At 67.4% G+C, this 13,992-nt stretch carries 10 protein-coding genes; 5 read left to right on the forward strand and 5 right to left on the reverse strand.

Going from position 1 to position 13,992, the window contains the following annotated elements; translation table 11 throughout:
* Nucleotides 1-62: 62 nt before the first annotated feature.
* Genes BM052_RS11705 through BM052_RS11715 form a run of 3 tightly spaced genes read right to left on the reverse strand, consistent with a single transcriptional unit; the run spans nucleotide 63 to nucleotide 8,481 of the window.
* Nucleotides 63-1,400 (reverse strand): hypothetical protein, encoded by a 1,338-nt coding sequence (locus BM052_RS11705; protein WP_091146969.1) that lies wholly within the window; start codon nucleotides 1,398-1,400, stop codon nucleotides 63-65.
* Nucleotides 1,397-6,379: a P-loop domain-containing protein gene (locus tag BM052_RS11710; protein WP_091147002.1), complete on the reverse strand. Its 4,983-nt coding sequence runs from the start codon at nucleotides 6,377-6,379 to the stop codon at nucleotides 1,397-1,399. Before BM052_RS11710 ends, BM052_RS11705 begins: the two co-directional genes overlap by 4 nt.
* Entirely contained in the window at nucleotides 6,376-8,481 is a 2,106-nt protein-coding gene (locus BM052_RS11715; RefSeq protein ID WP_091147005.1) for a CHAT domain-containing protein, read from the reverse strand. Before BM052_RS11715 ends, BM052_RS11710 begins: the two co-directional genes overlap by 4 nt.
* 365 nt (nucleotides 8,482-8,846) lie before the next feature.
* Here BM052_RS11715 and BM052_RS11720 point away from each other — a divergent pair, with 365 nt between their 5' ends.
* Nucleotides 8,847-9,713 (forward strand): transcriptional regulator, encoded by an 867-nt coding sequence (locus BM052_RS11720; protein WP_091147006.1) that lies wholly within the window; start codon nucleotides 8,847-8,849, stop codon nucleotides 9,711-9,713.
* A gap of 7 nt (nucleotides 9,714-9,720) precedes the next feature.
* Here the strand turns inward: BM052_RS11720 and BM052_RS11725 are convergent, their stop codons facing one another.
* Both BM052_RS11725 and eno read right to left on the reverse strand, forming a co-directional pair.
* Entirely contained in the window at nucleotides 9,721-10,185 is a 465-nt protein-coding gene (locus BM052_RS11725; protein WP_091147008.1) for a MarR family winged helix-turn-helix transcriptional regulator, read from the reverse strand.
* 87 nt (nucleotides 10,186-10,272) lie between these two features.
* Nucleotides 10,273-11,559: a phosphopyruvate hydratase gene (gene eno / locus BM052_RS11730; RefSeq protein WP_091147010.1), complete on the reverse strand. Its 1,287-nt coding sequence runs from the start codon at nucleotides 11,557-11,559 to the stop codon at nucleotides 10,273-10,275.
* A 211-nt stretch (nucleotides 11,560-11,770) separates the two neighbouring features.
* Between eno and BM052_RS11735 the strand changes: the two genes are divergently transcribed.
* The 4 genes from BM052_RS11735 to BM052_RS11750 are packed head-to-tail and all read left to right on the forward strand — an operon-like array spanning nucleotide 11,771 to nucleotide 13,679.
* Nucleotides 11,771-12,277 (forward strand): hypothetical protein, encoded by a 507-nt coding sequence (locus BM052_RS11735; RefSeq protein ID WP_091147012.1) that lies wholly within the window; start codon nucleotides 11,771-11,773, stop codon nucleotides 12,275-12,277.
* Nucleotides 12,278-12,304: 27 nt separating this feature from the next.
* The gene (locus tag BM052_RS11740; protein WP_091147015.1) at nucleotides 12,305-12,748 is read left to right on the forward strand and encodes a phage holin family protein; all 444 of its coding nucleotides are present in this window, start codon (nucleotides 12,305-12,307) and stop codon (nucleotides 12,746-12,748) included.
* Entirely contained in the window at nucleotides 12,748-13,101 is a 354-nt protein-coding gene (locus BM052_RS11745; RefSeq protein WP_091147017.1) for a hypothetical protein, read from the forward strand. The genes BM052_RS11740 and BM052_RS11745 overlap by 1 nt, the downstream gene beginning before the upstream one ends.
* Nucleotides 13,098-13,679 (forward strand): hypothetical protein, encoded by a 582-nt coding sequence (locus BM052_RS11750; protein ID WP_091147019.1) that lies wholly within the window; start codon nucleotides 13,098-13,100, stop codon nucleotides 13,677-13,679. The genes BM052_RS11745 and BM052_RS11750 overlap by 4 nt, the downstream gene beginning before the upstream one ends.
* Nucleotides 13,680-13,992: the final 313 nt, after the last annotated feature.

The raw sequence follows: 13,992 nt of genomic DNA on the forward strand, positions 1-13,992 counted from the left end.
CCGGTGTTCGCCGGGACGACTTCCGCCGGTCGGTGGTCGGCCGGAACTGGCGCAGACATCGGTCAATCGGCGGGCTGCGCCAGTTCCAGCCACAGCGCCTGGCCCAACTCGAGGTCGGCCTGCCGGGGTTCGCTTGCCGCCGGCGAGCTGCCGCGATAGCCGGTCGGCCGGGTGTCGACGAACTTGCGGATCGCGGTCATGGTCTTTTCAACCGGGACGCCGCCGATCCGGCCATCGCCCAGGCGCTGGGCCAGGACCAGGGCGGCGATGGCATCGAAGTTCGGATTGGTAAGCCCGGCGCCCTGCACAGCCCTGCCCAGCAGGGCGGTGACGTTGACTTCGTTGATCGTGAACAGCGCCCCAAGCTTCGCCTGACCGCAGGCGAGACCGAACACCAGATCAATCATACGCGCGGCGTCGGACGCGAATGCGGTGAAGTCGCCCTGGTCGGGATAGGCCGCGTTCCAGCGCTGGCGCAGCTCATCGGCGCGCGGGCTGTTCCGCCGGGCGAGCGCGCCGAGTGCGATCTCCATGCGCAGGCCGCGCGGCGGGTAGCGCCCGCCGACCCGGGTTTCGGCAGCGAGACGGTCGGGCGCGATGGCCAGCAGCGTCGCCAGGCCGCCGACGAAGCCGTCCGCGGCCGCCGCCACGCCGAACAGGTCGGCGAAGACTTCCTCGCGCCATCCCTGCCACAGCGCCGCCCCCTGCTGCCAGGTCGCCGCGTCGATCGCCGCCCGCAGCGCGCCGTCGAACCCGAAGTCGGCCGCGACGATGTGGCCGACTTCGTGGGCGACCACCAGCAGTCCCGGCGGGCTGCTGGCATAGAGCCAGGGCAGCGAGACGAGCGGCAGTGGCAACCGCGCCAGCATCTGCTCGAAGGCCTCGTCCTCCAGGACGCGCGCGGTGCCGCTTTCGGCGAAGTGGAGTTCGTTGGCGAAGCTGCGGTCGCGGGCCATGGCGAACGGGCTCCACATCTCGCTGAAATAGACCAGCGGCGGTTCGCGCGGGGCCTGCGGCGCGCAGGCCTTCTGCACCGGCCGGTAGCAGTCCCAGGCGAAATCGTCCGCCAGGCGCAGCATCTGGCCGAGCGAGGGATGATCGCGGAACATGTACTTGCTTCGAAAGTAGGACCAGATGCCGTTCGCAGCGAGCAGCGCGCGCTCGAAGGTGTCAAGCGCGCGCCAGCCCGCCGCATCCTCGCCGAGGTCTTGCGCGCCCTCGTCCGCCTTGCCGAGCAGGCCGCCGATGGTGCGCCCCAGGCGCTCGAGCTGGCTGCGGTAGCGCTTCCAGGTTTCCTCGTCCCGTGCGCGGCCGCACCACGCGTCAAGCTCTGCACGCAAGGCCGCGCTGCTGGCACGGGCCTGGTCCAGGCGGATCGCGAACGGGGCCGGGCCGCTCATGAAGGCGTCAGCGCCATGGCGTCGGGATCGGGGCACCACAGCGCCGAGGCGCGCGGCCAGTAGAACTGCCCGGGCGGGCCTTCGGGATCGAACGGAATCGAGCGCGTCGCCTCGAACACGTCGGCCACGCTCGCGCCGCTTACCAGCGCGTCGACCAGGCTCGACCAGTTCCTTTCACCGTCCTGCATCGGCGAAAGGCCAGTGGCGATCAGCCCCCGCATCAGGTTGGGATCGTAGAGCGCTTCGGCGAAGGCATTGCGCTGCACCAGCATTTCCGCGTCGGCGATATCGTGCCCGGCGCTGACGATCTCCAGGACGACCAGCGGACGCGAGCCGAGCGAATGCAGCATGGCCTCCAGGTGCCGGCCCAGCACCGGATCGGATCCGCCACCGAACGACGATTTCACGAAAGCCCGATCACCGAACGAGAAATCGAGCGCGAAGCCGCCCTTGGCCTCCTGCATGGTCGCGAGCAGGTGGACCACGTCGATCCGTAAATGGGCGAAATCGCGCGCGAGGCGGACGATATCGTCTTCCAGCAACTCGCCGATCTGCAGGACATCCCCGGGACAACGGCGAAAATAGATGTCGGCCAGCCTGTCCACCAGGCCGAACGAAGACGTATTGGCCTCGAACCGCGATCGCCGGCGCGGCAGCAGCACGCGGCCACGTTCGGGCGGACCATGGGCCGACGGCGAATATCGCCGCACGCCTTCGCGGCGCGGCGCCCGGCGGATCACCCCGGCATCGTCCAGCGCGGTGCTCAGTTCCCAGGGCAGCGCGCTCGCCAGCGTGCCTTCGAGTTTCCGCGGGACATTGAGCTTCACCCTGGCCCCGCGCGGAACCGTATCGAGCCAGGCCATATCGGCCAGTTCCTTGCGGATTGCCGCCGGGTTCTTCAGCCATTCCTGGATCCATTCGCCGATCTGCCGAACATAGGCGGCCGGCGCCATCAACTGTTCCCGGGACTCCAGGATCGACGCGCTGAGATCCTGTTCGATCCATGCCTCCCCTTCGGTATCCGCATCCGGTGCCCCGCTCTCCTCCGGTTCCTCATCGGAGGCATCGGCGAAAGGCGCCAGGCCGACGCCGCTCGGCGCCAGCGGCGCGGCGCCGTCGCGAAGGCCGACTGGCAGGCCCATCCGTTTCGCCGCGAGATCCTGGATCTCGACAATGCGCTCGCTCCACCCGCTCGGCTCGCTGTTCCGGGAAAAATACAGGCCCGCCCGGTCCATGGCGCGCAAGGCCCCAGCCCAATCTCCCCGCGCGGCGCGTTCCTCCCCCTGGAGCACCGCCGCAACGGCGGTGAGACCTTCGGCGGCGGCCGAGACGAACTTCCCAGGAGGCCGATCGGCCAACAGTTCGAACCGCATTTCGAACCCAAGCCTGCCGCGACAACGCTCGTATTCGATCGCGCAGACGAGCATGGCCGGCTCCACGTCCGCGTCGAGCGGCTTCGCCACCAGCGTCCGGGCCTTGTCGGTCATGCCGGCCAGGCGCAGCAGGTCGGCCTGGCGCGCCCGCTCGAGCAGGGCGGTCGGCGAGCGGCGATCGATGGCGGGCAGGCGCTTCAGCAGCGCTTCCCTGTCGACCGCGCCCGCCGGGAACGGCGCCGCGCGATCGGCGGCCGGCTCCAGCGCCTTGTAGAACGCTTCGGGTGCCGGCAGGGTATCGTTCAGCACCTCCCTGAACAGATGGTCGAGGCGCCCCTCGGCCAGGCCGAAGCTGGTGACGGCCAGCATCCAGAGCGAAGAGCGCAGGACCTGCCTGACGGCGAGCGGATCCAGGTGCAGGACCATCGCTTCCGCCATTTCACCCCCGCGCAGCAGGCCGGCCCAGTTTCGCAGCGCCACCATCTGCACTTCGTAATCAGGCTCGATCCGGCGCCCCCGCGACATCGTTCCCGTATCCAGCAGCCGCTGGGCGAGGCCGGGATTGCGCATCCCGCGCAAGGCGGCCCGGGCGCGCAGCAGCAGGCAATCCAGGACTTTTCCCGAGGAAGCCGCGTTGTCGGTGGATTCAATCAGCCGGTCGGCGTGGCGGAAGAGATCTTCCGACCAGGTGAAATTGCCCGCGAGCGCCGCCGCGAAGCCCGCCTTGGCATAAGCATCGATGCGCGTGCCGGCGCCGATCTCGGGCGCGTCCCACAGCGCCATCACCGCGGCCGCCGCCGCGTCCAGATCCTGGGCGACCAGCGCGCGGTCGAGCAGCAGCATCAGCAGCATCTCGTCATCGCGGGGATCGGCGAGCGGGCGCTTGAATTTGTCGAGGATGAGCGCGGCGCCGCGCGGATCGTGAGCCAGCAAGGCATTGGCGGCTTCGCGCAGTTGAAAGCCGTCGAGCCGGCCCGCGTCGACCTTGCCCACCGCGCGCAGGCTGCCCCAGGCCCGCTCGAGATCCTCCGCCTCCTTCGCGACATCAAGGGCATTGGCGGCGCGGCGCAGGGCCCTTGCGCCGGTCCTGCGCTTGCCGCCGGCCTTGCCGATCGAGAGCAAGGCGGACCGGGCCCGGTCAAGGCTTTGCGCCTCCCTGGCGATGTCGTTCATCCAGAACGCCAGATCGACGCCGTCCAGCGTGAGCAGCGTCGTGCGGCGCTTCATGCCGCGCGCCGATGCGATCTGCTCCATGGCCTCGTGCCAGGCGGCCCAGTCATGCACCAGGCTCTGGCGCCACGCCGTCGCCAGCTTCAGGTAGACCGGCGCCTCGGGAGCCAGGGTGCCGATGCCGGACGGCGGGTTCAGACCGCTCCTGTCCATCATCACATCGGCCAGCGCGACATAGGCCGGATCGACCCGGCCGACGGCAAGCTCCAGCGCATGCTCGACATGGTTGGCGATTCCCGCGCGCAGCGCATGGTCCTCTCCCCGCATGAGGATGGCCTGTTCCACCATCGCCCGCGCGATGATGATATGCGAATCCGCCACCAGGGCCGGATCGCACCCATCGTATTCCTTGGCCTGGATCTCGCGGGCGACGGCGATCAGCGCCTCGCAGCCGAACTTGCACGCCTCCTCCATCGCGGCCTGCCAGGTTTCGAGGCCCTTCCGCGAGTCCAGCTGATAATGGTGAAAGACCAGCAGCGCCTGCGCGGCGGCCCACTGATCGCGGTCCTTCGCCAATCCCCTGGCGTAAGCGATGGCGCGTTCGTGGAGCCGGACGTAGACCCGCTGGTGCGCGAGCAGCTTGCGCGTCGGCTCCACCACTTCGGGATGGAGGCGCACCACCGCGCCGCCGCTGTCCACCGAAATCCAGCCGCGATCGCTGGCATAGCCGCGCAGCCGATCCAGCAGCGCCTCGGCATCGAGCCCCTTCGCCGCCTCCGGATCGCGGCGCCAGATATCCTCGCCCTTGTAGGTTCCCAGCGCGTCGCGATCGACCTGGTCGTAGCCGGCCCCGCCGGCAAGAACCTCGCGCAGTTCCGGCAGCAGGACATTCTCCAGGAAACCGCGATCGAGCTGGCGCGCCACCACCGCATAGCGGATCAGCCAGCGCAGCGACTGGTCCTGGATACGCAGGATGACCCGCTCGATAAGGTAGGCAAGGTCGACGCTTTCCATGCGCAGGACCCGCTCCACGTCCATGCCCGGATCGTTGCGGATGATCTGGCCAAGCAGCGAGAGCTTGAAGGGATTGAACCGCGCCGTGCCGTCAGGCCCCGCCACCTCCTCGACGGCGACGCGTTCCAGCATGGCCCGGCGCAGGTCGGGCGAGGCAATGCCCTCGATACGCTCGAGATAGGCCTCCGCCTCGGCCGGGGAGAAGCGATCGAGTTCATGCACGGTAACGGCGTCGCGCAGCTCTTCGGGCAGGCCGGCGGTGAAGTCATATCGGCCCGACAGGATCAGCTTGAGCCGGGGCATCCCGGTGCGCAACCGCGCGATCTGCTGGACCAGCCGGCGGAGCCAGGCCGCCTGGGTACGCGTCGCGTCCTCCAGCGTATCGAGCACCACGACGATCGCGCGCTCGATCCTGATGCTGTCGAGCCGGGAAAGCACCCCGTCGAGCAGGACTTCGTTCCATCCCGGCTCGCTGGAAATGCCGTCCAGATCGCTGACGATCATCTGCAAGCCGGTGTCGGGCAGCTGGCGGTCTATCTGCCGCAGGATATCGGCCATCGCGCGCAATGGGTATTCTACCAGGCTGTCCAGCCGGTAATCGTCGAAATCGATCCGCGCGCAGATCGCGCTGTTGGATGTTTCCAGCAAGTGGCGCGAAATCAGCCAGCGCAGGAACGTGGTCTTGCCCACCCCGCCGCTCGCATGGAGATGCCAGATCCATCGCTGATCGGCGGCAAGGACGGCACCGAAGGACCGGAACGCCACCTCGCGCTCGAAGAAACGGGCGGTCAACTGGTAGTCCCTGCGGAACAGCGATCGTCCCGCGAAAAAAGCCTCCGCCTCCCGCACCGCCGTAAAGAGCGGCGTATTGGTGGCCGGCGGAGGGCGCCGCACGGCTTGCAGGATGGCATTGAGCTGGGGAATGTCCATCCGCGCCGCCGCTTCGCCGAACGCCGCGCGAAACAGTTCGGCCACGTTGCCTGCCCCGGCCAGATGCGCGTGGTAGATCTGGTCGAGCGGATTGGCGATGCCGGCGAAATAGCGCTCCAGCTCCAGGTGCCAGGCCTGGTGCGCCGCCGGGTCCGACCGGGCCCAGTCGAGATCCCGCTCGAACGCGGCATCGCCGGCCCAGCCGAACCGGCCGGCGCCGTGCGCGACCAGGCGATCGGGCAGGAACCAGGGACGCTCCGGGCCCACCAGCTCGCGGAACGGCGGCGCCGATGGCAGCGCGGCGAACTTTGCCTCATACAGCGCCTCGTCGATCCAGCGCACGCCGGCCAGGTGGTTGCCGAACGCGAAGCTGGTATCGCCCGACTGGGCATCGGCCAGGCGCGAGGTCGCCAGCGCCACGTTACCCTGCGATTCCTCCAGCAATGCCTTGAGGCGATCGAGCGCCTCGGCCATTTCCGAGCCGGTGCTCATCGCATGAAGCCCACGCCCCGGACCGGATCGTTGATCTCGTCCCAGGCCGCCTTGAAGCCGGGTGCCTTCAGCGTTTCGGTGATCGTCTCGCACAGGCCGATGCCCTTGTCGGCCTGCTTGCTGCCCGCCACGATCAGCTTCGCCAGCATCTCGATATGCTCTTTCTCGCGATACCAGTACATTTCGGTGGCGTACTGGATGAGATCCCCGCCCGGCGGCAGGCTGGAGAATTCGATCGTTCCCGGCGTGTAGTCCGGCGGCGCCTCGTTGCGCATCCATTCGCCCAGGCGCGCCAGCAATCCGCCCCATTCTTCGCGCCGGCAGGACAAGGCGAAGCGGATCGGCGGATCGAGCGTGGGATTCTGGTGCCAGCGCTGGATTTCCGGAATCACGATTTGCGAAAGGAAGGGCCGGAATTCGGTATCCTCGAAACGGTTCGCGCTGCCGCCGATGTCGAGCGCGATGAAGACCGGCCGCTGCGCGGCGGCCTGGCGCAGCGCGGCCTGGAACAGTCCGGCGACATGTTCATTGAAGGTCTGGCCGGCGACCAGCGGAAGCTGGTCCGCATGGGCCGGAAGATGGAGGTCCGCCACCGGTCCGGCCGCCGGCGAAGCGGCGGAAGCATCGCCGCCGAGCAGCGCGTTCAGCTCGGCGTTGAAGGCATCGAACGCTCCGGCCGGCTCGAACGGAATCCGCAGCTGCGGCACGCAGTCCACCGCGCCGTTCGCCAGGCGGGCCGGGCTGCCGTCGCGAATGGCCCGCAGCAGGTCCACCAGCGAGCAGCCGCCCTGCCCGAACGAGGCGAAATCGATGTACCGGATCTGATACCGCAGATAGGCGACGCTCGACATCGCCCATTTCAGGATGTGCGATTTCCCGCTGCGGGCCTCGCCCAGCAGCAGCGCCAGCGGTCCCTTGGGCGAAGCCTTGCGGCTCGGGTCCGCGACCCAGTTCGTCAGGGCCCGGCGCTGCGCCTGGAAATTGGCGGTGAACCGGGGCGAGTGCCCGCCTTCGGCATCGAAGGGCACGCGGCTTTGCGCCACCTGGGCGGGATTGAACACCGGATAGCCGGCCGCCTCCGGCATCTCGGCCAGCGTCAGCACCGGCATGGCCCAGGACGGATCGGCCGGGTTGATGGCGGAACGCGCCGCCGTGACCGCCTCCTCCAGCATCCTGCCTTCAAGGCAATTGCGATAGAGGCCGACGATGAAGGCGCGGGCCACCTCGCCCCGGATATCCTCCTGCATGGCGATCACCGCCTTGCTGTCGTTGCTCAGGAACACTTCGGCCAGCGATTGCTGCCAGATCGCGTCGGGCGCCTGCTGGCCGGCCACGGTCGACTTGCAGGCGTTGAGGACGACGAGGTGGAACGGCGGCTTCCCCAGCGCGCCGATCTCGTCGACGGAGAAGGCATCGGTGCCGACGCCGTCGGCGGAGGCGGTCTGCAAGCGCGGCTCCAGGCCGGGGATGTGGTTCGCGTGGCCGCAGAAGTGCAGGATGGCCGGGCAATCCTCGGCAATCGCGCGAGACAGCCCGGCATTGGTGGCAGTGTCGATCACTTCCAGGTTGATGCTGCGGCCCCAGGGCACGAACAGTTCGCGAAGGGCCTGCAACTCCTCGGGCATGCCAAGGTCTTCGTTGTCGCCGGCGGCCCCGGACGCGGCCACCAGGCGCAGCGGCCAGGGTGGGGCCTGGGGTCCGGCGGCCACGGCGGGCTTTACCGAACGGACCCGGAAAACCCCGCGAGAGCGGGCCAGATAGTTGCCGCCGTGCGAATAGAGCAGTTCCCAGGGCAGGCCCGCCAGCCGTGACAGGCGCAGGCGGGCCGCATCGTCGGCGGCGCTGGACTTGTCGAAGTGGAGATAGATGCGCTCGGTGTCGGCCGCGGCCCGAAACGCCGTGGGCGCGTCCTGCGGGCCGAACAGCCAGCCATAGAGTTCGTTGCCGCTGGTCCTTGCCTGCAATGCGCCGGCAAAGGCGCTGCCGGCATTGTCGAAGACGGATGGATCGGGATCGGCGACGGTATCGTTCACCTGCGTGCCGTTGGCGAAGAGCGCATGGCGGCTCAGCCGATCGCCCGCGATTTCCATCCGGATCAGCATTTCCGGGCCCCGCCGCCAAGTCGCGCGAAATCGCCCCCGTGCAAACCCCTACCTCCCGTAAAGAACGCAAGCGGACAATGCGGCAAGTCAAACCGATTTGAAGACCCGTTGCCGTATTTCAATCGTCTACTCTGTCCCGATATATCAGAATAAACAAGTACCCCAATTCAGACAAACACTGTCATCCTCACCCACATCCTTGCCGAATTCATTGGATGCGACGAAACACGCGCCCGCCGAAAGGTTAACGGCGATATTACGATCGCCGGCCGGGGCCAAGGCAATGGTCCGCCCCGCTCCGAGGCTCCAACCGGAAGTTAACCGGTGCCAGGTAAGGGCGGTCCTCGAAGAGGAAGGACCGCGCCATGGACCGCCGCGTATTTCGGGATTCGGCAAAGGCTGTTTTGGCCGAGGCTTACCCTTGCCGATCCTGCAAGCTGGCGCACGCCCTGGCCGGCGAACCGCTGCTGACGCTCGGCGCGCTCGCCGAACTGGCCGCCGTGCTGCCGGCGGACAGCATCGAATACAATCCCGGCGCCCTGCCGATCGGGATCGCCCCCGAGGATATCCCGGCAAGCGGCCTCGGCGTCGTCGAGACGATCCGCAACATCCGCGAGAGCGGATCGTGGGTGGTTCTCAAGCGCATCGAGCAGTCCGGCGCCTATGCCGCCTTGCTTGAGCGGATCCTTGGCGAACTCGCCGAAGTGGTCACGCCGCGCACCGGGGAGATGATGCGCCGCGAAGGCTTCATCTTCATCTCGTCACCCGATGCGGTGACGCCGTTTCACTTCGATCCGGAACACAACATCCTGCTTCAGCTCACCGGCACCAAGACCATGACGATCTTTCCCGCCGATGACGAGGCGATCAGCCCGCCCGGCGTGCACGAGGCGTTCCACATGGGCGAGCATCATCGCAACCTGCAATGGCGCGAGCCTTTCGCCGAACGCGGCACCGCCTTCGCGATCGGCCCGGGCGAGGCGATCCATGTGCCGGTCAAGTCCCCGCACTGGGTGCGCGTCGGCCCCGATCCCTCGATCTCGCTGTCCATCACCTGGCGATCGCGCTGGAGCTATGCCGAGGCCGATGCCCGCGCCTTCAACCGGGCACTGCGGAAGTTCGGGCTGACGCCCCGCAGCCCCCGCCCCTTTCCCGCGCGCAACCTCGGCAAGGCGCTGGCCTGGCGCGCGCTGAGCCGGGCCAGGACGGCGCTGCGTTCGAAATCCGACTAGCTGCGGGTCATGGCTCTCCGGCCGCACGATCCCCCACGGCGGGCGCGGCGACGGGTTTTCGCGTGAGATTGAGCCTTATCTTCTCGAGAATCTCCAGCAGCAGGAGCTTGTCCTGTTCGGATACGCCCTCGAGCGCGCAACCGGAGGTTTCCTCCGCAAGCGGTCGGAGCTGGTCCACCAGCTGCTCTCCGCGCTGGGTCAGGAACAATCGCCAGGCCCGCCGGTCGGCCGGATCGCCGCGCCGCTCGACGAGGCCGGCGTCCTGCATGCGGTCGATCATGCGGCCCGCCGTGATCGGTTCGACCTCCAGGATATCCGCCAGGCCGCCCTGGCGGATGCCTTCCTGGTTGCACAGGACGCTCAGCACTTGCCATTGCGGCCGCGTCACGCCGATCGCGCGCGCCCGCTGATCGAAGGCGCGCCGCATCAGCCGCGAAACCTGCGCCATGACCGTACCGATCTTGCGTTCCATCGGGCCTGAAGTAATCGGCCGGCTTTCCCTTGGCCAGCCCAATCTTGCCCCCCGTGCAGGGGGCAAGCCTTCAAGGCGAGGGTCGTGTCAGGCCCCCAGCCGGCCGAACGCGCCGATGCCGGCATAGCGCGCGGCCTTGCCCAGCTCTTCCTCGATGCGGATGAGCTGGTTGTACTTGGCGAGCCGGTCCGAACGGGCGAGCGAGCCGGTCTTGATCTGGCCGCAGTTGGTGGCCACGGCGAGATCGGCGATCGTCGCGTCCTCGGTCTCGCCCGAACGGTGCGACATGACCGCGGTATAGCCGTTGCGGTTGGCGATCGAGACCGCTTCCAGCGTTTCGGTGAGCGAGCCGATCTGGTTGACCTTGACCAGCAGCGAATTGGCCAGTCCCTTCTCGATGCCCATGGTCAGGCGCTTGGGATTGGTGACGAACAGATCGTCGCCGACCAGCTGGACCTTGTGGCCGATCTTGTCGGTCAGCGCCTTCCAGCCCTCGAAATCGTCCTCGCTCATGCCGTCCTCGATCGAGATGATCGGATAGGCGTCGCACAAGTCGGCGAGGTAATCGGCGAAGGCGGCGGGATCGAGCGAGAGGCCCTCGCCGCTGATCTCGTACTTGCCGGCCTTGAAGAATTCGGTGGACGCGCAGTCGAGCGCCAGCTTGATGTCGGTGCCCGGCTTGAAGCCGGCCTTCTCGATCGAGGCCATGATGAAGTCGAGCGCGTCGCGGGTGCCGGCAAGGTTCGGCGCGAAGCCGCCCTCGTCGCCGACGGCGGTGGCGAGGCCCTTCTCATGCAGGCCCTTCTTGAGGGTGTGGAACACTTCGGCGCCCCAGCGCACGGCCTCGGCCAGCGAACCCGCGCCGACCGGCATAATCATGAACTCCTGGAAGTCGATCGGATTGTCGGCATGCTCGCCGCCGTTGATGATGTTCATCATCGGCACCGGCAGGACATGGGCGGAAACGCCGCCGACATAGGAATAGAGCGGCAGCCCGCGCGCGTTGGCGGCGGCCTTGGCGGCGGCAAGGCTGGTGCCGAGAATGGCGTTGGCGCCCAGCCGGCCCTTGTTCTCGGTGCCGTCGAGCGCGATCATCGCCAGGTCGAGATCACGCTGATCCTCGGCATCGAGGCCGACCAGCGCCTCGGCGATTTCGGTGTTGACCGCGTCCACCGCCTTCAGCACGCCCTTGCCGAGATAGCGGCCCTGGTCGCCATCGCGCAGCTCCACCGCCTCGTGCGCGCCGGTCGACGCGCCGGAGGGAACCGCTGCCCGACCGAAACTGCCATCTTCCAGCAGCACGTCCACTTCGACGGTGGGATTGCCCCGGCTGTCCAGAATTTCACGGCCGTGGATGTCGATGATGGCGGTCATTGGTGCGGGTCCTCCTCTGGTGACGCCGACAGGCGCCTTCGCGGCGCTCTAAGCAGGGGAACTTCGCCTGACAAGTTGCGTTGCAGCATTATTATCATGCAAGTTGTGTTACTCTGTCCGCACATTGCCTATATGGGGCCTATATGGGGGCCTACATGGAGCCTATACGGGAGGCACCCCAAGCGCAGGGCTCGAAAGGAAGGAAACCGTCATGGTCGACCCCACTGGAAACGGCACGGAAAACGCCAAGAATCACTTCACCAAGGCCATGGAGGAAGCCAAGGCCGCGGCGCAGGCGCTGGCCGATGAATGCCGCGAAAAATTCACCCAGACCAAGGACGAATGGTCGGGAGAGGCCAAGTCCAAGTCCGGCGAAGCCAAGGAGAAGGCGGGCGCCTTCGCCGGCGAAGTCAAGGTCAAGGCCGCCGAATACGCCAACGAGGGCAAGGCGCGCACCAGCCAGGCGATCGTCGGCCTGTCGAAGATCATCGACGACAATGCCGGCCTGATCGACGAGAAGGCCGGCGCCAAGTACGGCGACTATGCCCGCTCCGCCGCGAAGTCCATGCAGGACGCCGCCGCCAGGCTCGACGAGAAATCGCTGGATGACCTGGGCGCGGACGCCAAGGAATTCGTGCGCAAGAGCCCCGGCCTCGCGGTCGGCATGGCGGTCGCGGCCGGTTTCCTGGTCGGCCGCATGTTCAAGAAAAGCAAATAGGATCGCGCCGGCCCTTTCACCAAGACGATGCAGCAATCCCAGAACGATCCGGCCCAGAACGATCCGGCCCAGAACGATCCGGCCCAGAACGATCCGGCCGCCCACGATCTGACGCCCCTCGCCGATCCGGTCGAGGGGCTTTCGTTCGCGGACGACCTGCGCCTGCTCGCCGATGAGGCGAAGGCGCTGGCCCAGGCCGAATTCGCGTTCCAGAAATCCCGTGCGGCCTATGCCGGGGCGGAGAGCAAGACCATTTCCCTGCTGCTGCTGGTGGCGGCCATGTTCGTGTTCTTCGCGCTGATGGCGCTGGTGACGGGCACGGTGATCGCGCTGGGCCCGGTGCTGGGGCCCTGGGGCGCGATGGCCTGCGTCACGCTGGGACTGCTGCTGCTGGCCGGCGCCTGCGCGCTTTCGGCCAGGTCGCGACTCAAGCGGATGATCGCCCTCCTTTCCAACGACCGGGGCGCGTGATGGGCAAGCTGGCAACCCCAACCCTGGCCGACCGCGTCCTGGCCGACCGTGCCGCGCGCGACGCCGCCCGCGCCGCCTTCGACGAGCATTACGGCGCCCTCAAGGCCGATATCGAGGAGCGCGGCGTCGCCGGCCGCATCGCCGACGAAGCGATGGAACAGGCAAAGGAGGCGTTCGACGAAGCCGTGGCCGTGGCCGTTGCACATCCCGGCGCAGTCGGCGGCGTGGTCGGCGGAACCATCGCCGCGCTGATGCTTTGGATACTGCGAAATCCGATCATCGCCCGGATCGAGCGAATGCTCGGGCCCGCGATGGACAAGACCGATGGACCAGACCAAGGAGCCGGACAGTGACCAAAACTGATCCCACCAAGCCCAGCACGACCAAGCCCGGCACGACCAAGCCCGACACGAGCGCCAAGCAGGCCAGCAACGTCGTTCCCCTGCCGGCCGTCATCCCCCGGCGCCCCTCTGAAAAAGTCGTGGCATTCGTCAAGAAGCATCCGGTCCTGACCATGACCGGCGCCATCGCCGCCGGCCTGGCCGTCAGCGCCGCGATCCCCCGCAGGACGAGCCGGGGAATCCTGCGAAAGGCGTTCCACTTTGCCGAACTGGCCGGTGCCACCACCATGATGCTGGGCGGACAAGCGGAAAAGAAAACCCATGCGCTGGGCCGGAGCGCGCGCAAGCAGGCGTCGAAACTGGCCGACAGCGGTGAAAAGGCCGCCGACCTGACCGCCGCCAGGCTCGAGAAGTACGGAATGGCCGCAATCGCCGCCGCCAGCGCGCTGGGCCGTTCGACGGCGAAGCGGGCGGGCAGGCTGGGCGATGCCGCCGCTGCCGAGGCGACGAAAGCCGGTGATGCCGCATCGGGGCGATCGCACAAGATCATGGCCGCGGCGAGTGATCTCAAACATCGCCTGATGCCTTGATCGGCGCCTTTTACCCCAGTTCATTGATCGGAACTCTTGTTTTCCTTGCTTTCGTCATCGCGAGCCGCCGTTAGGCGGTGTGGCAATCCAGAGTGTCGGCCCAGAGTGCCGGCCAGGGCGGTTTTGTACTGCCCTGGATTGCTTCGGCGGCTTCGCCGCCTCGCAATAACGAGCGGGGGAATGAGTCTCGCTTCAAGAGATTTGGTATTATTGCTAATGATTTTCAACACCTGGACAAGGCTGCGATCGGCTCTTGCCCCGCGCCCTCGCTAAAATTATAGGGGCCGCTTCTCCCACTCAGGAAAGCGGCCTT

Source organism: Novosphingobium sp. CF614, from assembly GCF_900113255.1.
Lineage (GTDB): Bacteria > Pseudomonadota > Alphaproteobacteria > Sphingomonadales > Sphingomonadaceae > Novosphingobium.